Source organism: Haloplanus salinarum (assembly GCF_024498175.1).
GTDB lineage: Archaea > Halobacteriota > Halobacteria > Halobacteriales > Haloferacaceae > Haloplanus > Haloplanus salinarum.
This window is the reverse complement of record NZ_CP101823.1, coordinates 1,061,920-1,081,278: the sequence shown is the minus strand read 5'-3', so window position 1 is coordinate 1,081,278 and position 19,359 is coordinate 1,061,920. Positions and strand designations below refer to the sequence as shown.

The following is a 19,359-nucleotide window of genomic DNA, read 5'->3' as shown; positions in this document are numbered from 1 at the left end:
GTCCCGGAGTCGACACGCGAGCGCGACCCTCGATCTCGTGCCCCCTGGCACCCTGGTTCCACCGCATCACGCGCAGGGCGACGATGGGCGGGGAGCACGCCGTGACCCCTCGCAGGGCCAATGGACCGTCAGTGTACCCGTTCCCGTGATCCACCCGCCGCCCTCACCGTGGTGTCGACCCGATTCACCGCGTCGTATACGACGTGACAGACGACGACGGCTCCAAGCGCCGTCATAAACAGCCCCACCGGGGAGAGTCCCCTCGCATAGAGGAATCCCGCGCCGATCACGACGTCTATCGTTGCGAGTAAGGCCGGATAGAGGGCCTGCACTGCGTGGCTCATACAGCCCCATTACCCACGGAGGAGGTTGAACGGCGCAGCAGCGTTTCCCACGCTGCAACGGCCGCATACGACACGGTGGTGGGTTGCGATGCACTCGTTCGCCCCGATCACCGGAGCCCCCGACACCGTCCGCCTCCCGATCGTCGGACTGCGTGCGAACGGCTGTGCGACGACGTTCGAACACGACCGGACGGCAGCCGCGTCCCGCGGCTGGGACTTCGTGGCCGGCACTATGTCCGGTGTGGGGCCTGGTTTTATTCCTCTCTACGATAAGGTGCATACATGGACGAAACGGTACAGTACGGGCTCGCGCTTGCGACGTTCGTGTTTCTCGTCGCGACCACGCTCTCGATCGTCGGGGTGGTGAGCGACCGACTGTGGACGAACGTCGCCCTCCTGATCGGCGTCGGTGCGGGGTCGTTCTTCCTCGGTCGTGCCACGCTCTCGATCGATGACCTGCTGCGGCGTGACGTGTGACGCTTGATCCCGACGAACTCCTCGCTATCAGCGGGCTCGTACTCGTCGGAGGGGCCGCGATCGGGTTCTTCCTCGCGAAGGGTGGGTATCCACGGGCCGGACAGTTCATCAGTCTCTCACTTGCCGCCGTCTCGGGCCTGTTCCAGATCCTCATCGCGCTACGGAGCGGGTGAGGTCGCGTCACCTCGGTCGTCCGTTCCGCCGGCGTCGGCGCGTGGACTCGGGGCGCCCCTGGCGCTCGATTTCGACGGCGGTCCCCGTGGTCCCCGGCCCGGAGACCGACCGTCGGGGAAGGCGATACTGCCCCGAAGCGTCCGTCGTCACGCCCGCCATACGCTCCGACGGGGTTCGGTGACGCGGGACCGTCCGACGCGCGGGGTACTCTGCGGACGCTACAGCGTGCAAACGGAGGACGCCGAGCGGGAGTTCTCGGATGACACGTAGCGGCGGTCAAAACCCGTGCAGTTCGCGGTGTTCTTGTAGATACGTCGGGTGAGGTTCCACGCCACCCTCCTCGGGAAGAACCAGCGAGTTCCCCTCTAACTGCTTGAACTCGTAGTACCCTTCGCGTTCGGGGACATCCTTCACCAGAATCTCGTGGTCGTCAGTAAACGCGAGCCAGCCGGTATCGAACGCCCAATGGTGGAGGCGGCACAGAGCGACGCCGTTTCGCACGTCGTCCGCGCCACCCGCTGATTTCGGATAGATGTGTGCGGCCTCGACTTCGGGCTGTCCGTCGGGAGTCTCTCGGCTACTGCCACAGACTACGCAGGTCTGATTGTACGCTTCTCTAACAGCCTCGATGAAATCGGAATCGCGTGCCCGACGGCGAGTTTCCGTGAAACGTTCCTCATCTTCGGTCAGTTGCGGTTCCGAATCGGGGTCCGGTGTACGTGACTTGTCGGCTTCGGAACGCTCCCGGTCGAGTTCGGCGTTGAGGTCCAAGTCGTTGATTCGGTAGGCCCCATTTTCGTCCAGAAAGTCGACTTCCCCCCTATCACGCAGTCGCTGAAGCGTTTGTCTGATCTTTGCTCTCACATGGTCGTTTTCCGGAAACTTCGATGCCAGTCGTTTCTCAGAGAAGGCTGCCGCCGCTTCCATCACTACCTGCCCGCCAATCGTTGCCAGCGCGACCTTGTGCTTGCAGTCGTAGTCGTCCCTGAAACGGTCAGCAGGGCATTCGCACTCTCGGAGTACAATCACTCCACCCACGTCCTCGACGGCCACCACGTAGGCGTGTGCGTCCTTCTCGACCTCGTAGGATTCGTTCGTCACTAAGACTTGGAGCGGGCTAACGAGCCGAAGCGATCAGACTAATCGCTAAGCTGTCTTCACCTACACTTCGGAGACTAGGATTCTACCCCAGGAACGATAGAAACACCAAACACAAGGACTCGCCGGGAGTCCCGCGAGCGACCGCAGGGAGCGAGGGGGACTCAGGCGAGTCCATTGACTGAAGCGAACGAAGTGAGCGAAAGGAAATGGACTCGCCGGGAGTCTCACCGTGCGGGAGCCGTTCCGGGCTTTCGGGCGCTCACGCGCCCGTTCCGGAAGCGTCTCCCTTCACCCCGCTCGCGGTGCTCGCGGGGCCGGGGCCTCTCCCAAACGGTAGATGCAGACGTGACGAGATCACCCCTGACGGAACTCCACTCGGCCGTTATCTGAGGGACGGAGTTCGGCATGACAGAGCTTCATGAAGTCCAACCCGAGGAAGGAGTCGAACAGTATCTCCAATCTCGACACGACGTCGCTGAATCGACGCTGGATAACCATCAGTATCGGCTCGGATACTTCATCGAATGGGCCAACCAGAACGGGCTCAATTCGTTAGATGAGGTTGACGGCTACAATCTCCAGCAGTACAAGAACTGGCGCATCAACGAGACGGAGTGTAACCTCGTAACGATTGAACAACATCTTCACACACTCCGTGTGTTTCTCCGTTGGGCGGAGTCATCCGATTTGGTTCGAGAAGGAACTGCTGACAACGTCGTCATTCCGAACGTCTCATCCCAAGACAAGGCTCGAGATGTGGCCATCTCGTCAGAGAGAGCAAACGAGATAATCAACTATCTCGTTGAATACCAGTGGGCTCGAACGGCCCATCTCGTCTTCCACCTTCTATGGCACTGCGGAATGCGCCGATCTGGTCTCCGAGCTCTTGACGTTGATGACTGGCATCCTGACGAACAGTACCTCGAGATTCGCAACCGGCCAGACTCAGGGACTCGACTCAAACTCGGCGACGAGGGAGAGAGAAACGTCAGCGTTACCGACGAACGACTGGCCGATGCGCTCGACACGTATCTTGAGGGACGTCGTCCAGAAATCACCGATGATCACGGACGAGAGCCCCTTCTTGCATCCAACCAGGGGCGGTATCACTATCAGAGTCTGACGAAGATTTGTTACAAAGTAACACGGCCCTGTTGGTATGGAGCCGAGTGTCCGCACGATCGGGAGCCAGACGAATGCGAAGCAACAGAATATTCGAATTACTCCTCCTGTCCGAGTTCTGTCTCTGCACATCCTCTCCGTCGCTCGTCGATAACCCATCATCTCTCGGAGGATATTCCCACAAAAATCTGCTCCGAGAGAATGTCCGTCTCTCCGCAGACGCTGGATTTACACTACGACGCACGTTCGAAGGAAGAAAAACGGCAGAATAGGGAGAAGCATTTGCGAGATCTCTAACTGGTTTCTCATTCTGTATAGAAAAATTCCGAAGTACTGATTAGTCCGGCTGGAGTCCCTGAATTAGTGGCTGTCCTACATGAATACGTCCCTTCCAGCGAGAAAGAGGGATACTACATTTACGATGCCTATGATGGGGTCAACGTCACTTATCAGGTATCCTCTCTTGCCCGTAGAGTTTTCGACCGCTTAGACAGCTGTATGGTTGACGAACAACTCCCTGGGGAAGTGTTCCATACGTTACACCGATTGGGGTTCGTTTACACTCGTCAGTCTGAGGTTGAACAACCAGATGGGCTAGATGAGATTCCAACCAGCGGACAATCGAAAAGCCTCTCAACTACCGAACGCAGAATCTTTTTTAATAAACTGCTATCGAGCAATAATCTTGGTATTGAGAAGCGCCGGGAAATCAAAGAGTACGCAGACCAAAGAGGAATTAAAACTGAGGCAGATCTCCACGGAAACTGGGTACCCTCCAATCCGGGCGAGAATACCTTCTACGGTGAGGTCACAAGAACATTCCAAAGCGACGAGTGGGGGTTCATTACTTCTGATGAGGTTAGCGTAGGTGAGGATATCTTCTTCCATATTAACGAACTTGAGAGCATGACGTTATTGCCGGGAATGTCGGTTGAATTCGCGTATGATGAAACTACAGATGGTTTCCAAGCATTCCATGTGAAACGTCTTACTGATACACTGGGACGCGAAATTGAAGAGAAACCGGAGAAGAAGGATTCAGATCCGGATACGGAACCAGAGAAAAACGATTCAGATCCGGATACACATCTTAATCGCGACCATGTCGGGATTAGTGGGCTGTCAGAAGGCGACTATGTAGAAGCTCAAATTGACCATGCGAAGGGACAGAAGGGTCTTGGAAGGAAAGGTTACCTGCATATTCATCATAGACGGGAGTCAAGTGAGGATTATCTTCATATCTCTAATCGGAATGACTCCCCTCCAGTGAATAAGTGGGTAGTAGTACAGGTAACTGCAATCCAGGAAGGTTATGCAGAAGCCACAATCAAATCCGCACCGGCAGATATTGATCCACCGTTATACCTTCCGTAGTGCCGAAAGCTGAACATATTCAGCATATCGCATAGTCATTTCATTTGAGATTATAACGAGACTACATCAATTCACCGTCGAAACTGTAATGGACGGTAGTACTTATCATCGATTTGAATTTGCTCAATTTCAGTGACAGCCATGTCAGCAGGAGATAGTGTCGTAGTCTCCTCTCCGCCTATCGTGCTCAGTTCATAGTCCCACGCTTCCGAATTATAAGGACTCTGAAAAATTGCGGTTACACGCTGTCGACCGACGTTGTCGTAGTCTGGAAGGTACGTGTCGCCGACTGCTAAATTGAACTGACTTTCTTGACGGTATGCTTCCGCAGAATCACCTCTTACGACAGAAATATGTGAAATGTCCAGATTTGCATCCATGTGAATGTGTTCAAACGCCATCTCTTGATCAGTTGTACAGAAATCGCAAGATCCCTCAGTGCATTCGTACGAGATTGGCATATCCGTAGTGTGTTTCTCACAATAAAAAGGGTATTCAATAAGGTGAATGCGAACTGTTTGCCTCGCTCCAGATTCTACCCCGAGTCAGCTGAAATAATAAACTTCTGATAATGAGTAGTTAAGAGAGTTGATCAAAAAATAGAGACAGCTATCGAATCCCTCGGATTTCAACGTATGCGGTCACGGGCTCTGGAAGAGATCGCTGCTACCTACGAGACGCTTCCCTCGGATACAGACGAACTACAGACTCTCCCTCGAGTCGGGGTGTACGTAGCCAACGCGACGATCTGCTTTGCGCTCGCCGAACCTCTGCCTGTAGTTGACCGAAACGTCGTTCGGGTCTATCGACGAGTCTTCGGCGCCGAGTTCCCGGAGTCGGCGAACGAACGAGTGCACTTCGCTGAATCTATCCTACCAGAACTGGGCGAAGAGGCTCGTACGTACAATTTGGCTCTTCTGGACTTCGGGGCCATGGTGTGTACGAAGCTGGAGCCCGACTGCGAATCCTGCTTCGCGAACGACTACTGCGTCTACTACGGTGAGGAAACTGGAAGTGAGTGACTCTCAGTTCAATGTTCCTCTTTTACTTCTGCCTTGATTCGCACGAGGATTTCGTGGAGACGCTCGTCGGTGAGGCCCTCCAGTTGTAGGTTCGTCAGAGCGTGACTGAACCTTAGCGTCGTCTCGTCCGCGACATCGGTCGGTTCGTCTACGAGGGCCTCTACGCAGGCTCTCGCTGCCGGCTTGTACCTAGCGAAGTCTCGATCGAAGATGCGGTTCGCGAGCGTTTGATTTCTGAGTACCTGTTCCGTGAGGTCGTATCTGTCAGGACCCGCCTTATCCTCCGTATAGGTGAGTTCGGCGATCCACCAGAGCCGGTGGAGTGCGTTTGAGTAGATGTCCTGTCCACCGGCGAGGAACTTTTCAGTCATCGCTCGTTTCGTTTTGAATTCCCACCGATGACGAACGAAGTCGGGGTAACGTACAGCGGTGAGAAAATGCCCAACTCCGGGATCACTCGACCCTGTTTTGTCGGTAACGAGTGTTGCTGTGACAAAGAGTATGGATACAGCAACGCCTACCAATGCTGTGAATCTGTTAGTCCTCACTCTATTCGAAGAGGATCGATAACCTACCATCTCAAGCAGGAAGTCCCCTCTTCGGTCATCAGTGATCGAGCCAACGTGTCACAAGACGTACTTCACAAGCACTACGACAGAATGACTGAACAGGAGAAGATGGAGCAACGTAGAGACTACTTCGACGATATCTGACGACAACAGCTACCCAACCTTTCTGAATCCGCCACGATTCGGACAAGATCTGAAGGCGACTTCGACATCGTAAATCTACTCAAGGTCCAACCTGAGCAAGCAATACCTACAATCACAATCCAATCCGTTCTTACCAAGTCTCATCGTGTTACTACAGGGGGGGTGCCGTACAGACAGCATGTCTCGGCTCGCTAAAACCCATCGTGTATCAGGTGTAATCCTTGGCTATGCGGAGTCCTGAAGAGATAATTAAACCGGTATCCAGACGAACGGTACCTTGAGATTCGCAACCAGCCAGACTCAGGGACTCGATTTAAGCTCGGTGACGAAGGAGAACGGAACGTCTCCGTTACTGACGAACAGCTGGCCGACGCGATCGACGCGTATATCGAAGGGTGTCGTCCGGAAGTCACCGATAGTCACGGACGGGAACCCTTTCTCGCCTCCAAGCAAGGACGGTATCACTACCAGAGCATCACCAAAATCGCCTATAAGGTGACGCGTCCGTGCTGGTACGGGGCCGAGTGCCCGCATGATCGAGAGCCAGACGAATGCGAAGCGACAGAGTACTCAAACTACTCGTCCTGTCCGAGTTCAGTTTCCGCTCACCTGCTTCGTCGTTCATCAATCACACACCATCTCTCGGAAAATGTACTCACCAAAATCTGCTCCGAGAGAGTGACTATCTCGGGCCTAGAAGACCATCAGAAGGCGATTATGTTGACGTTCAAAATTGACCCTGGGTCTTGGAAAGTCCTCTGCAGATCACTACCAACAGGCTTGATCTCAACTGGTAAGTGCTGGCCAGCATAACAAATATATAGTTAAGAAATTAACATGATTTTTAATGAAGACATATACCGTGTCAAACGGAGAGCCTCTACAAGCGCTGGATATCAACGCTCATATTCGAAAAGACGAGGGCTACGCGGTTCTAGACGTTGATGACCGATGTGAAGTCACTGTAGATAGTGGTGACTTGGGTCAATCCGACACTCTCGAAATCAAACCAGGAGACATCATCTTCGATGGAGATCGGATTCGAGTTAGTCGGCAGTCCGTACGGATAGCCCACGCTGATCCGAACGATCCCCGGAAAGACGTAGTTTATGTTGATGACAATGGCAACGCGAAAGTTTCCTCTGGGAATCCGGAAGCGTCTCAGCCAACAAACCAGACTCACGGGATGACAGAGCGCCCTGTCCCACCTGACCTCAAATCTACGCCTTCAGTTGTTCTCGCAATTATCTGGATACCAGCCGGAGTATCGACCATCGCAAAGTCTGACGTTCTTGATCGGCGTCTTTTTGCAGAGGTCACGGTGGGAACAGCCGATACTTTAGCTCTTGATATCAGCGGGAGGCGATACGTGGAATCGGGAGAAGTCGAACTAATCACCACTTTGAATGGGTCTGATAGACGCGCCTCAACGACGTCGAAACAATTTGTGACCGCGAGAGGCTTATTTTCTCTTCATATCAACTGGGACAATTTACCGAGTTCGCGCTCGGCAACTGCTATATCGCTTCGAACAGATCCGGCCCAAGGCGAGACTATAATTCACAGAATATATAACAATACAGATAATCAAGCCGTTTCTGGTACGGATATCTCTGAAACCTCCTCAGTATCTGTTCATACTGATTGGGCACGGTATACCCCTTCGACGACTAAGGGAGAAATTACCTTAGTTTCAGAGTTCAGAACCGCTGGTGGATCAAGTTCCGAGATCTCTGATATTTCGCTCTGGCTCGGGAGGTTCGTGTAATGCCGTTCGTGTACGCTCTTGGACTCACGAGGTACGTTCCCGCAGGTGATATTGCATCCGAGTGGGAAAATATCTCAGGAGCCAGGATTGATCACGAGCTTGGTGGAGTAACTGTCGTCGGAACGAATGCCGTTATTATTTCTGTAGAGAGAGAACCGAACTTCAAAAACATGGAGGACTTACCATATATTAATGAAATAACGGTACAGAAAGAAATCCCATCGCGTCAAGCTGCATCGTTTGACCCGCCATACGAACTTTACCCAGGCGTTATAGAACTTCCAGAATGATTTCACTTGCTGTGTTAGGTTTGCTGATTGACGCAGTCGGGGCGACCCTAGTTGTGCTCCCCGAAATCCCTCGTATTGGTTCAACTCTCACAACTACAGCGAAAAGACGACGACTTGAGAGTGCCTATGAAACCCTCTATGAAGCAGACAGCGATGTGAGTCGGCCAACAATAAAGGCTGGACGGGACAGCTCGTTTGACGCAGTCGCTGATCTTGTTGAAGATCGTCTTGGAGACCGTCCGGCATCAATCTCGCTAAGTCATGACGAAGATGGCGTCGCTACAGAAGTGCATTTGACGTTCCCTTCGGGGGCGAATAAATCGCTAAAGCATCCCACACTCATAGCTGATCTAATCCGGTTTGAACAGGAAAGAATCACAAGTCGTCGTAAGGGATATTTTCTCGGCATTGGGATCGGCTTACTAGCGATTGGCATACTGGTTCAGATTGTCGCGACTTACTCCGGATCATAATATCGGAATTCAGATAATACGTTAAGATAAGTCGTCGCTAGCTACCGCAAGTCAGATTTCACGGGCTCGGATATGTTGCTGCATCTCAATCCAACTCGAGAAGAAATCTGCTGAATTGTGGGTTAGACTTGTTCCTTTCTTTGAGGGCGAAACTTCCTCACTTCATCCGCTTTCGATACCCGCGTATTTTCTGCCAGCGACGAAGCGCTGTCTGGCTTGCACCATATCACAATCCGATTCGGTTGAAGTTCTTCATAGCTGACAAGCTTGATGTGCGAGATACAATGGATGAATACAGCAGGATGGCTACCTTATGATTCCGTAAAAACACTTTTTAAGGATCAACCAGCCAAACGCATCCCTTATGAGCAGAAAGCGATCCTCCCGACATTATTGCGTCTCCGAGGAATCCACTTATGATTGGCTGAGAGCTTAGTAGAGCGACCATCAGCATTGGTACGGCTATCTTCATTGGCGCCCCAATCCAGTTCGGAGATGATTTTTTGAATCTATTTCGTAGTCTTTCCATCTGTTCTAAAGCTCTTAAGTGCTCTTGCTCTGCTGAATTAGAGACTTCGTCCCACACTTTCTGGTACTGTTGTCTAGGTAATGTAGCAACTTCACTGAGATTATTGTGAAGGCTCTCTAAGTTGTCCTCAGGTACTTCCAAGAGAGGACCAACAGCCTCTGAAAAACGTCGGTATACCTTTTTTAACCGGGACGTGATTTTCGACTCGGTCAGCCCGAATACCAATTCTTCAAATAGTATATCCGCAAGCCGAGAACCACGAGAAAACGTCGGGATGTACTCTTCTTCTGTGTGAAACTCCGAACTGAGAGAAGCTGCCAAGCCACGATACTCTTGGTAGAAATCTCCTTCTAAGTCATTAATTTGATAGAACTGGTGTAGATCGTACTCAGTTAGCGAGTCCGTTGATTCTATCGTTTCCAGCAACCCCCGAAAGTCACCGTATTCGTCGTACGACTCAAAAAATGACAGTGCGTCCGCTTTGGATCCACTCCTACCGTTTTTTTCATAATACGTTACTGTCTCTATGAATTGCTTAGAGACATAGCAGTTAATTTTCGTTGTTTCTATGCTTTCAATAAGGTCTATCGTATCGCTAATAGATTTAGAAGTGAACAGAGATGCGTCAAACAGGATATTAATCCCTTCTAGAGGATGCAACAGTTCTTCTAATCTTGAAAATTGCTTGCTCATGTTGACTACACGCACCTGATGAGTTCTTTCGTCCTGTCCTGGTTCTGGATCGTATCTCATCCTTGGGACTGTATCGGCAGTTATAGAAATGAAATTTATGCTGCGAGAGATCCAACCTGAACATGGCCTGAAGCGCTCTCAATATCCAGATATCTTGACAAATTTGCCGTTATTAACCCCTTCGGCTCTCAAAAAAACAAGCTTAGGCCGACCCGGCCTGTTATCTTCCGATCTCATCGTGTTACTACTGGAGAGAGAAGCGGTACAGACAGCAGGTCTCGGCTCCCCCAAAACCCATCGTGTATCAGGAGTAATCCTTCGCTATGCGGAGTCCTGAAGAGATAATCAAACGAATGGATGAGCTCATCAAGGATCTCTCCAACAAGGACACAGCACCACTTGATGAGTCTGATCCGATAGCTGAAAAACATAGGGACGCAATTCGGCGACAAGCTGAGGGAGAAGAGACAGAGGACGAGAGACATTAAGACCCTATTCAGTTGGCTCTGTTGAGACCCTCAACGCAGACAAGAACTGCGTGCTGAATCCAGAGATGTATCCATCGTGATGATCGCTTTTGTTTCGTCTTCCCAATGCTGAACTAACTGCTCAGTAGGTATGCGTATCGCCCGGATGAGGGTCCGGAATACGTATCCACTCTGATTGGGCATCTGAAATTATAGACGGTAAGAAGCTCACCCTCGCCCCACTCGATTATTTTAGGTTGAATACTTTGACAGCGACCCTGACTGGTGTACTTGAGTCGATGTTGAATCGGTACACGTCGTGATCATCGTAACCCGGTAACTCTGTCTCAAATTGCTTGTGACTCTTCGTCGCTTTTTCCGCCTTCCCACGTATCTCGTCGAACCTCGATCTCCTAGAGAACATTATTAAACACGCATGCGAATCCCGGACCGCTAGATTCCCCAAGAGTTGGTCCATAGCGTCTACGAACTGAGCCTGTCCAGACCAGAACTTGCACTCTGCAATGAACAGATTCCGGTTTTCGTACGGAAGCAGAATATCAGTCTTCCCACTTCGGTTGAAAGACTCGCCCTGTGCAATCCCGGCGTAGTGAGAGTTGATCCCTGCGAGAAAAATATCACGGAGGGACTCCTCATCTAGATCTCGAACCCTTTCAGCAGACTGTTCGATATTCACTCCCAGATCATCGATAATCCCGAGAATCTCCAAATAATGATTGTCTGGAACAATATCCGGAGAACTGCTGTCCTCAATTTTCGGAAGCTCAATACTCCGCTTCTTCTCAGGGGCTACGAACCCCTGATTTCCAGAACCACCTGTATCGACACCAAGATCCTCCATTACCTTTGTCTTGGTTTCAACCTCGCCTCGACGCCTTTCAATCGCCGAACGAGCTTTGTTTTCAGATTTCTCCCGCATCTGCCTGATGTCGGAATTGAGGTTCTCAACCCACGAGCGGACATCATCCTTCCAATCCTCGATATTAGAGTGGAGTTCCACTTTCACCTCTTCCGCATCCCGGTTCTGCGTCCGGAAATCAAAGTATCTCACAACCTCACTCTTTCTGAGCTTGTCGTACAATGGAGGGCTGAAATTGTAGCTGCTAGGCTTGTAGCGGAATAGTTTCTTATCCCCGTCAAACTGGAACTTTACCTTCAGCCTCTCGTATTTCTTAGTCGGGGTCCCTCGACCGGGGGTTGGAATCCCAGTTCGGTTTTGAACTTCTTTCTCAACCTGTCCTCCGTCCTTTTTGATAACGTCGTGAAGTTCGATCTGAGAAGGAGTATATTTTGAAGAGAAAATTATCGCTAGAGAGTCCGTACTGTTCTCATCCAGATCTTCCGAGGTAAGCGATGAGATCTCGTCCCTCATCTCTTCCTGCTTCTCTCTTTTCAGGTCAAGAAAATTGTAATCACAGAATAGAGCACTTCGATTCCTTGCCATCACGGGGAAATTTACTGGTCCAACATATTGGTTCTTCGCCACGCTATGAACTGCTAGCCGATACCGCTGATTAGTCAATCCCTCCCTGTATCTACCGTCAGAGCCGATCGAATCTCGTGGCCGATTCGCGTCCTGTATTCAGCACACGGCCTGAAACCCCTCCCTACTCAATGGTTTCACCAAGGCCATTCAGTTCATCTCCCAAGTTTTGCTGGACTGATCAAATACGATCCACCCAGTCGTCCCTGCAGATTTCAAGAGGTCTGCCAAAGGAGTTGGATCGTCCTCCCAGGATTTACTGATGTCCATAGAATTCCTTTCCTACACTCAACATAGATCATGACGAGAGGTTAGCTGTCGTGATGAATAGAACTCGTTGGAGAAAGTTAGTGTTCCCACGCGGGGGTGTCGAGACCAACAATTCTCATATCTCTATTCTGAGTAGTGATAGCTGTCATTTCAGAACAAGCATGGGGTTGTTTGTGAATATCGGAGGGCGCGCGATTTTTTCTCGAATTCGCGCCTTCGCCCACAACATTTGCCGGCTCTCCCCAATGAGGAGCTCCCCGGATGATTTACTCTCGTCCAGATCGATCCTCTTTCGTCCACCTCGACAACGCCCTCGTCCAGAACGACTCCGGCTTCGTCAACCCGGATGTCGACCCCGTCCAGACTGACTCTCTTTCGTCAACTCAGACTCAATCTCATCCATCGGACATCGACGACGTCCGCCCTAACCGGTCCGTCGCCACCCGAGCGATCGAGCTCCGAATCAACTCTGAACAAAATCACTGTTCAACCCGTACGCGCTGTCGTGCGCATCAATCAGATTGTGTCTCTGTGAGAATCCAGAAGAAGTCGACGTAGTAGCCCTACACGATCGTCCAGAGCCGGTTCAGTTGGAACAGAGAGTTCAACTATGTGTTTGAAACAACCAGTTGCAGTAGGTGATTGAAACAACCAGTGCAACTCTACGTTTGTGACGCTAATACGGGCAGAGCAGTCTCAGCTACAAACGACATATATTCTATTGAGGCGAACGAGGTAGGGCGAGAAAGACAGAACCAGTCCGGAAAAGTTAGCGTTCCCACACGGGGGGTTGGTGGGCGGGAATCAGGATCCACCAGAGGACAGAGCAATAGTCCGAGATTGAAGAAATTTCGAGGCGAGAGATCACGCCCCGATACCCAACGAGGAATTGTCGCTCCTGAGCCGAAAAGTCCAGTTACAGTTCCCCGCTGCGCACAGGTCGGAATAGATCGTTGGCGATGGCCCCCCTCAACTCATCTGAGCAGAATGAGAGAGAACTTCGCATACATCAGAATAGACGTTGCCTGTATACAGAACACAGAGACCTCATTTCGAACGTGAGAAAAACTTGCGTCAATCACGTCCGCCAGCATCAAGATCAATTGATTCCGGCATTGTCGAGACTCCTTGGAGAGCTGATTCGCCCTTTGTTCTGTATTTTGGCTTACTTATTTTATTTGATGGAAATTTGCAAATATCCATCTTTTCCCGAGAAGATTAAATTTATTTCACCATATAGTACAAAAAATACACCAACAGGCCACCTTACTCTACATCCATGGACAGTCTAACCATCAAGGTGGCATCGTACCAAGGAAGAGGAGAAGAGGCTCAATACGGAGATATCTGGAGTGAGTATAATGAACAGGGGCAGGACCCTCGGGAGGGGAAATGGTACTGCGCCAGTTGTTCCCAGCGCATAGCCAGTCAGAGTAATGTCGGTCAAAACGGGAGTCGGCAACGTGAGCTCCACCACTTGGTTAAGCAGCATTACTTCCCAAGTATGCGCCAAATCAACAAGGATTGTGGAGCGGATCTTAGAGCACATAAATCGAGAAACGCCGAGGCAAACTTGATCCCTCTCTGCCCCTCATGTCATGGCAGATGGGAGGACTGGGAAGGGGGTCGTCCCCACATCATGACTTGGCTCTTCTCGGATATCACAGGCGAGGAGATAGACCTCGCTCTCTGGCCCAAATCCAAATTACACCCCGAGCAACGGACCCGGTGGTCATGTTCTGAAGCTGTTGCTCTTCGACAGGGGAATAGTGCTTGCCTCGCTTGTGGTCACGCTCGAAGAGAGGCAAGGAAACATCTCTACAAAGAGGGGCAGGTTGAACTCACATATACAGGTCCAGATGTCCGCGCTGTACATGTGATTCCGCCTGCCGTCGCGCCCAAGCTAGCGCATGTGCCACAAAATCTTATCCTTCTTTGCTGGGAATGCCTCTTTGGCTCAAAAGCAGTCACCGAATGGAACAGTCAGGACGAACTCGCTGGTTGGAAAGATGAACCTTACTGCGAATGGATTCTTGAATTTGCTCCATGGCTTGACATGCTACTCTAAGAGCGCGTATCGGCTATCATCTACTTGAGTCGCTTGATCGCATCAGATTCTCCCTTCCTTTCGAGAGCTCGGTAAGTAAAACGGCAACCCTTGTTTCGAAAGGTGGGGTACCCGTTCAACAGATCGAATCGAACATAAAACACACCCCCCCGTTATTTCAACAGCTTCAGGCTCAACAAGGGGGAGGGGGTCGCTGGCATGAACACGGTGACACTGCTCACGGAGTAAACACGGTGGTCGTGGAGAACACAGTGGACGTATCATCCGTCTTACTCGTCTTCAACAGCACCCCCTCCCACCCCTTATTATGTTACATAATAAAGTTAACGGTAGTAGTAGTAATTGCTTGTACTGCTAGAGGCAACAACCGAAGGACAGGGTGGGAAAGGCGTGCTTGCGACAGCTGATCGTGGGGGAGATACCGACCGTGTTTATATACTCACGACCAACCGACGGCGTTGACCCCCTCCCTCGTGGTCGGCTAACCTGTTGAAAATAGGGGTGGGTGTGTTTTAAGTACACAACGAGGTGTTGAACGACCACTATACCTATTGAAACTATTGGACACGGTGGTCTCACTAACCCGTGCGCCGTTTTCCCAGACCAGACTGAGGTTGCTTCTCTGCGATATCATGAATGAGTGGACGTAGTAGTCCTCTCACACCTATGTAGAGCCAGATCGGGTGGAACAGAGAGGTAACGGTGTATTTGAAACAACTGGTTGCAGTAAGTGAGTGAAACAACTATTGCAACAGGACGTTTATGACGCTGATAAGGGCAAGGCAGTCTCAGCTACAAACAACATATACTCTTTTGAGACGAATGAGGCAGGGCGAGAAAGACGGAACCAGTCCAGAAAAGTTAGCGTTCCCACACGGGGAGTGGTGGGTGCGGACCAGGGTCCACCAAAGGACGAACAATAGTCTCGTTGGGGACGACCGAAGGAATTCCGGGCTGGAGAGCACGCTCAATACCAAGTAAGATACTCACAGGATGGGTTTTAGCGGGAACCCCCAGTATTGATTTCGTCTTGAAATGCCTGTCTGACGTATGGTTCGAACAGGTCGGCAGCGGTATCCAACTCAACCACGTCCTCATCTTGGTGATAGGAGATGACATCGTCATCAACGAGGCCCGGCAGATGGTCGTGATAAAGCGCCATATAGATCTCTAATCGTTCATCAACAACCGCCTCTGCTGGCTTTCCCGTTTGCCATTCAACCGCTTGATCCGCGACTCGAGGCAACGACATCGGGTTTGTATCCCAAAACAAACAGTACAGGAGATATCGCCGAAGCTGGTGGCCAAGATTGGTGAACATACTATCCAACAAACGCTCTGTCCTGCTATTCGTCGTCATTCAGTTCTTAAGACTCCCAGCAAAGTGCTTCGTCCATACATTTCCATTACCGAGACATATCCGCGACTAATTGCTAATGACTTTCGTTGTCGCTACGCTACATCCATTCTCTCTATTCCCCACAGGATTCGTATTCTGCTGTTGAGGATTTCAACGGATCCAAGTTCCTTATTCAATGAGCTTGCCGTCAGACCAACTGGCACACTGCTGCTTGAGCATGCATGACCGTCTTATCGGAGTAGATTTCTCGCCGTTTGAGTGGAAATCGTTTGATCTCCAGAGAACGGGCATTATCCAGTGGAACACCATGTTCGCCACACTAACGCGCCCCGGTACAGTCCTACATCTGTGAGTTATTCAGAGAGTCGTTCGCGTGAAGAAATCGCCCAAGCCGGGAGCATCCAATTCTGGAATTATTGAGTAGGGAGAGAACCGTATTGGGGACGGAGACACGACTTCCAGAACCTTTCCGCCCTGACTTCGAATTACGTTCTTGAGTGTGAAATCCGAGTGATTTTGGCATCGTCGCTCCCCATCAGCGAAGATCCATCCTGGTGAAACAAATACCGGTTGATAATCACCTCTCAGGTCATCTGCCATCTGACGAGCCACCGTCAGCGCGGTGCGACCTGTTTCTTGTGTCTTAACCTCGAATGCCAAGCCTTGGTATCCTTTTATATCTGCATCAAGTCTGACATCTGGGCGCCTGCCCGATCTGCCAGGAATACTAATTGGTTTTTCAACCTCTACGGTTGCATCATCGGGAGCAACTGGCGTTTCCTTGTATTTCCTCAGGTACTCGGCAAGTTTGTCCCTTACCTCGTCATGCTCCATGGCACGTAACGGATTGGGAGTATCCGGTGGCATATCCATAATATTGATTATTAGAAATATAAAATTATGCCAATACTGTGGAGAATTATATTCTATCGCTAATGACTTGCACTTGCGTCAAGAGAGATCGTGGCCTTGCTCCGGTAAGACGATTATTAGCAGATTCGCTACGAGCGGTAATCAGTGAGAATTCTATTGAACCGATTTCCACTGACAATCCCGGAATTCTGAGGGGATAGAGTGTTGTCAGAAAAACCCGTAGTGGTAGTTAAGAAGCTAATTGATGACAATGCCAGAAGCTCCTGAAGGATATACTCGGTACGAACATTACTCATTCTCGAGGATTGTTCTATTTTCAACCATGGCAATTCTGCTTACAATTGCTGGTGTAGTCATCTTCTCAGAAAATGTCATCCTATTCCCGCAAAACAACGTCAAACTGGTCGTTGGAGTCGGGGTAGCAATTACGGCCTCGCTCTATATTCACGAATCTCTCCACTACATCGCTAACTCTGTTTTAGGCTACGATCCAGTATATAAATGGCCGAATTGCGTCTATGTTCCGGAGGTGCCCCTTGATCTGTGGGAGAGTATTATAGTGCTACTAGCTCCACAGGTTTTGTCGGTCGTCTATGCTCTGCTCCTCCTCACAGGTTCCGTCAACGAACTGGCGATCGTCCTCGGCTGGGGATTGGTGCTTAATCTCGGGGGAGCTGCATCTGATGTGTCCTGGGTTGTGCGACGGCTGACTTGGCCTGCCGGAACGAAAGTCGTTGTCGGTGATGACAGGAAGAACTACGTGGCATTTCCGGAAGACTCGCTATGATCTGATCTGCGACTTTTGATACTACTGAGATAATTCGCGACACAAGCCACCGCGGTGAGTATGCGCGGTATATTCAACTTCTGAAACCTATCTCCTGCTCAGAGCACACCTGTCTTAATAAGCTAGTATTCCCACGCTGGGGGGCGGTGGTAGTGGGGATGTTAGAGGTCTTCTCAGGGACAAAGCAACAGGTCCAGTAAGGACAGCAAGGACGATTGCACCCGATTGCTGAAAGAGTGTCACACCCTCTACTCTATAGACTTCTGACACCGACCAGTGCTTGGGTAGCACCGATAAATAGCCGTGCTTTCAAATACAAGAACGAATCCGCTTGGAGCGCTCCACATCAACTGGTAACCGAACTGATTTGTTTCTTTCTACCAAAGGGAGAATTATGACCACATTCTATCACGTGGATTTGCTTGGAGAGCTTGAAGTTGGAGACGTTTTGGATTTATACTGGCCTCCACAGGTCTATCCAGGCGAGTTCGCTCTGCCACCAGATGATTCAATGAGTCCTGAGGGGGAGCTAGAGGCATTAAGATCCGAATTCCCCGAGGGTCTCTCCAGCCACGGTGCGAGGCACGCTCTGAGCGCATTAGTCGGCATCAATGATCCCCCCATAGAAGGCGGAGTTCAACTGCCCTTAGAAGGAAAATATCAAGGAATGGTCGCATTGCTATTCCGAGCTCAGTCAGAGGATGGGGAGTACGAGAGACGGCATTATGACCCAGCACCAGTATTACTTGAGACAGGGCTTGAGTTGTTGCGACAGAGCGATTTCGAGAGCGAACAATCACGGTTCCAATCGTATTTTGGCGCGAAAACGCAAGCCGAAGCTAATCACTACAGACAGCGGTACAGAGGCGGAAATGGGCAGTTAGTTGCAGTTGAATGTGAGTCATACGATGTTCGGGATATGGATCTGGTTGAAGCGAGCAGTTTCATTGAGATTCTACGAGATGGGCGGAGGTATTGGGAAGGTGAAGCAGGCTCTGAAAACCCAACCTGGGAAGTCTTGATGGAACCTCCTATTGAAATTGTTGAGATAGTAGACGGAAATTAGAGTCAGAGCGTTATTGAAATATTCATCAGCCGATAGGTGAGTCGCGTTGAATAAAGAGGATGACTCCAGTAAGCCAGTCGGGTGGTATTATTCGATCTCTCATCCCTTATTGATTTGATTCTTCAGTCCGTTTGATAATCTAATGCCTACCCAACTCATTGCGAAGTTAATCGAATTGGCATATAATGAGACGCAATCAGATTTAGCTCACCACGAAATTGAGGATCGACTTTTGGACAATCTTCTCGGGAAGAATCTTGATTTCACGACCGAACAGGGAGAGCAGGCGACTATCTTGTTCCATAGCATAGGTCGGGGGAAAGAGTCCCCAAGTACAGTTGTCACCCTCCAAGTCGAAGGGATAGAATTTAATCAGGACGCAGAGAGGCTAACGCTTGACTTACGATATATTTTCTATCAAGAATACGGATACAATTTCCTTTTCAGCGGTACGTCAACGAAATTCTTGATCACATCTCCTTTTGTTCAAAGATTAGGGCCAGCTAATATCCTAATTGAATTCGCAATCTACGGGAATACAGTAAATCAAGTGAACCGTTGCCTATCAATTTTAGCTGAGGTAATTCGAGTACATCAAGCCACCCGTCATCAAACAGCGATAGAATGGTACGACGATCATGAGAACAAATGGGAGGGAGATCCTGAGATAACCTTAGAGGAACCGATTAGGGAGACAGTCTCGATTGATGATCCAATCGAATATATTTACGAAAGCTCGAATGACGAGTCGTATATTGAAGACTACATCCGATATGTTGACAATCCTCGTGGAGAAATTAGAAATTTGATCGATAACAGAAATACCTACGCTCGGTCGGAGTTGTAGGGGTCGGCGTGCAGAATACGCGCTCTGTATCTTGCAG

The 19,359-nt window shown here is 50.4% G+C and carries 17 protein-coding genes; 10 read left to right on the top strand and 7 right to left on the bottom strand.

Annotated features, from left to right (window positions below; genetic code table 11):
- Positions 1-128: 128 nt before the first annotated feature.
- Positions 129-344 carry a hypothetical protein gene (locus tag NO364_RS05705; RefSeq protein WP_157688439.1) on the bottom strand — a complete coding sequence of 72 codons (216 nt, stop codon included), beginning with the start codon at positions 342-344 and terminating at the stop codon, positions 129-131.
- A 282-nt stretch (positions 345-626) separates the two neighbouring features.
- Here NO364_RS05705 and NO364_RS05700 point away from each other — a divergent pair, with 282 nt between their 5' ends.
- Both NO364_RS05700 and NO364_RS05695 read left to right on the top strand, forming a co-directional pair.
- Positions 627-821 (top strand): hypothetical protein, encoded by a 195-nt coding sequence (locus NO364_RS05700; RefSeq protein ID WP_157688438.1) that lies wholly within the window; start codon positions 627-629, stop codon positions 819-821.
- Complete coding sequence (locus tag NO364_RS05695; protein WP_157688437.1) at positions 818-994, top strand: hypothetical protein; 177 nt, start codon at positions 818-820, stop codon at positions 992-994. The genes NO364_RS05700 and NO364_RS05695 overlap by 4 nt, the downstream gene beginning before the upstream one ends.
- A gap of 277 nt (positions 995-1,271) precedes the next feature.
- On the opposite strand, the gene NO364_RS05690 is transcribed toward NO364_RS05695, so the two are convergent.
- Complete coding sequence (locus NO364_RS05690) at positions 1,272-2,096, bottom strand: HNH endonuclease (protein ID WP_257628760.1); 825 nt, start codon at positions 2,094-2,096, stop codon at positions 1,272-1,274.
- Positions 2,097-2,501: 405 nt separating this feature from the next.
- Here NO364_RS05690 and NO364_RS05685 point away from each other — a divergent pair, with 405 nt between their 5' ends.
- The 3 genes from NO364_RS05685 to NO364_RS05675 all read left to right on the top strand — a co-directional run bounded on the left by NO364_RS05685 (position 2,502) and on the right by NO364_RS05675 (position 5,614).
- Positions 2,502-3,515 (top strand): tyrosine-type recombinase/integrase, encoded by a 1,014-nt coding sequence (locus NO364_RS05685; RefSeq protein ID WP_257628759.1) that lies wholly within the window; start codon positions 2,502-2,504, stop codon positions 3,513-3,515.
- A 66-nt stretch (positions 3,516-3,581) separates the two neighbouring features.
- Entirely contained in the window at positions 3,582-4,592 is a 1,011-nt protein-coding gene (locus NO364_RS05680; protein WP_257628758.1) for a cold-shock protein, read from the top strand.
- 635 nt (positions 4,593-5,227) lie between these two features.
- Positions 5,228-5,614, top strand: coding sequence for an HhH-GPD family protein (locus NO364_RS05675; protein ID WP_257628757.1), 387 nt, complete (start codon positions 5,228-5,230; stop codon positions 5,612-5,614).
- Positions 5,615-5,622: 8 nt separating this feature from the next.
- On the opposite strand, the gene NO364_RS05670 is transcribed toward NO364_RS05675, so the two are convergent.
- A complete protein-coding gene (locus NO364_RS05670) occupies positions 5,623-6,192 on the bottom strand; it encodes a DUF6339 family protein (RefSeq protein WP_257628756.1) in 570 nt (189 codons plus the stop codon).
- Positions 6,193-7,174: 982 nt separating this feature from the next.
- On the opposite strand from NO364_RS05670, the gene NO364_RS05665 reads away from it, so the two are divergent.
- A complete protein-coding gene (locus NO364_RS05665) occupies positions 7,175-8,095 on the top strand; it encodes a hypothetical protein (RefSeq protein ID WP_257628755.1) in 921 nt (306 codons plus the stop codon).
- The gene (locus tag NO364_RS05660; RefSeq protein WP_257628754.1) at positions 8,095-8,385 is read left to right on the top strand and encodes a hypothetical protein; all 291 of its coding nucleotides are present in this window, start codon (positions 8,095-8,097) and stop codon (positions 8,383-8,385) included. The genes NO364_RS05665 and NO364_RS05660 overlap by 1 nt, the downstream gene beginning before the upstream one ends.
- Before the next feature lie 807 nt (positions 8,386-9,192).
- Here NO364_RS05660 and NO364_RS05655 read toward each other — a convergent pair.
- The 4 genes from NO364_RS05655 to NO364_RS05640 form a co-directional block, all read right to left on the bottom strand.
- Complete coding sequence (locus NO364_RS05655) at positions 9,193-10,140, bottom strand: hypothetical protein (RefSeq protein ID WP_257628753.1); 948 nt, start codon at positions 10,138-10,140, stop codon at positions 9,193-9,195.
- Positions 10,141-10,794: 654 nt separating this feature from the next.
- Positions 10,795-12,012 carry a hypothetical protein gene (locus NO364_RS05650; RefSeq protein WP_257628752.1) on the bottom strand — a complete coding sequence of 406 codons (1,218 nt, stop codon included), beginning with the start codon at positions 12,010-12,012 and terminating at the stop codon, positions 10,795-10,797.
- Positions 12,013-15,389: 3,377 nt separating this feature from the next.
- Positions 15,390-15,710, bottom strand: coding sequence for a DUF7344 domain-containing protein (locus tag NO364_RS05645; RefSeq protein WP_257628751.1), 321 nt, complete (start codon positions 15,708-15,710; stop codon positions 15,390-15,392).
- A 396-nt stretch (positions 15,711-16,106) separates the two neighbouring features.
- Positions 16,107-16,583: a hypothetical protein gene (locus NO364_RS05640; protein ID WP_257628750.1), complete on the bottom strand. Its 477-nt coding sequence runs from the start codon at positions 16,581-16,583 to the stop codon at positions 16,107-16,109.
- Between the two features lie 361 nt (positions 16,584-16,944).
- Between NO364_RS05640 and NO364_RS05635 the strand changes: the two genes are divergently transcribed.
- From NO364_RS05635 to NO364_RS05625, 3 genes are all read left to right on the top strand, one after another.
- The gene (locus NO364_RS05635; protein WP_257628749.1) at positions 16,945-17,409 is read left to right on the top strand and encodes a DUF3267 domain-containing protein; all 465 of its coding nucleotides are present in this window, start codon (positions 16,945-16,947) and stop codon (positions 17,407-17,409) included.
- Positions 17,410-17,803: 394 nt separating this feature from the next.
- Entirely contained in the window at positions 17,804-18,475 is a 672-nt protein-coding gene (locus NO364_RS05630; RefSeq protein WP_257628748.1) for a hypothetical protein, read from the top strand.
- A gap of 142 nt (positions 18,476-18,617) precedes the next feature.
- Positions 18,618-19,322: a hypothetical protein gene (locus NO364_RS05625; RefSeq protein ID WP_257628747.1), complete on the top strand. Its 705-nt coding sequence runs from the start codon at positions 18,618-18,620 to the stop codon at positions 19,320-19,322.
- Positions 19,323-19,359: the final 37 nt, after the last annotated feature.

Coding starts and splice junctions, on each gene's coding strand:
- NO364_RS05705 (WP_157688439.1), bottom strand. CDS start 344: ATGAGCCACGCAGTGCAGGCCCTCTATCCGGCCTTACTCGCAACGATA.
- NO364_RS05700 (WP_157688438.1), top strand. CDS start 627: ATGGACGAAACGGTACAGTACGGGCTCGCGCTTGCGACGTTCGTGTTT.
- NO364_RS05685 (WP_257628759.1), top strand. CDS start 2,502: ATGACAGAGCTTCATGAAGTCCAACCCGAGGAAGGAGTCGAACAGTAT.
- NO364_RS05675 (WP_257628757.1), top strand. CDS start 5,228: ATGCGGTCACGGGCTCTGGAAGAGATCGCTGCTACCTACGAGACGCTT.
- NO364_RS05670 (WP_257628756.1), bottom strand. CDS start 6,192: ATGGTAGGTTATCGATCCTCTTCGAATAGAGTGAGGACTAACAGATTC.
- NO364_RS05665 (WP_257628755.1), top strand. CDS start 7,175: ATGAAGACATATACCGTGTCAAACGGAGAGCCTCTACAAGCGCTGGAT.
- NO364_RS05660 (WP_257628754.1), top strand. CDS start 8,095: ATGCCGTTCGTGTACGCTCTTGGACTCACGAGGTACGTTCCCGCAGGT.
- NO364_RS05655 (WP_257628753.1), bottom strand. CDS start 10,140: ATGAGATACGATCCAGAACCAGGACAGGACGAAAGAACTCATCAGGTG.
- NO364_RS05650 (WP_257628752.1), bottom strand. CDS start 12,012: ATGGCAAGGAATCGAAGTGCTCTATTCTGTGATTACAATTTTCTTGAC.
- NO364_RS05645 (WP_257628751.1), bottom strand. CDS start 15,710: ATGTTCACCAATCTTGGCCACCAGCTTCGGCGATATCTCCTGTACTGT.
- NO364_RS05640 (WP_257628750.1), bottom strand. CDS start 16,583: ATGGAGCATGACGAGGTAAGGGACAAACTTGCCGAGTACCTGAGGAAA.
- NO364_RS05635 (WP_257628749.1), top strand. CDS start 16,945: ATGGCAATTCTGCTTACAATTGCTGGTGTAGTCATCTTCTCAGAAAAT.
- NO364_RS05630 (WP_257628748.1), top strand. CDS start 17,804: ATGACCACATTCTATCACGTGGATTTGCTTGGAGAGCTTGAAGTTGGA.
- NO364_RS05625 (WP_257628747.1), top strand. CDS start 18,618: ATGCCTACCCAACTCATTGCGAAGTTAATCGAATTGGCATATAATGAG.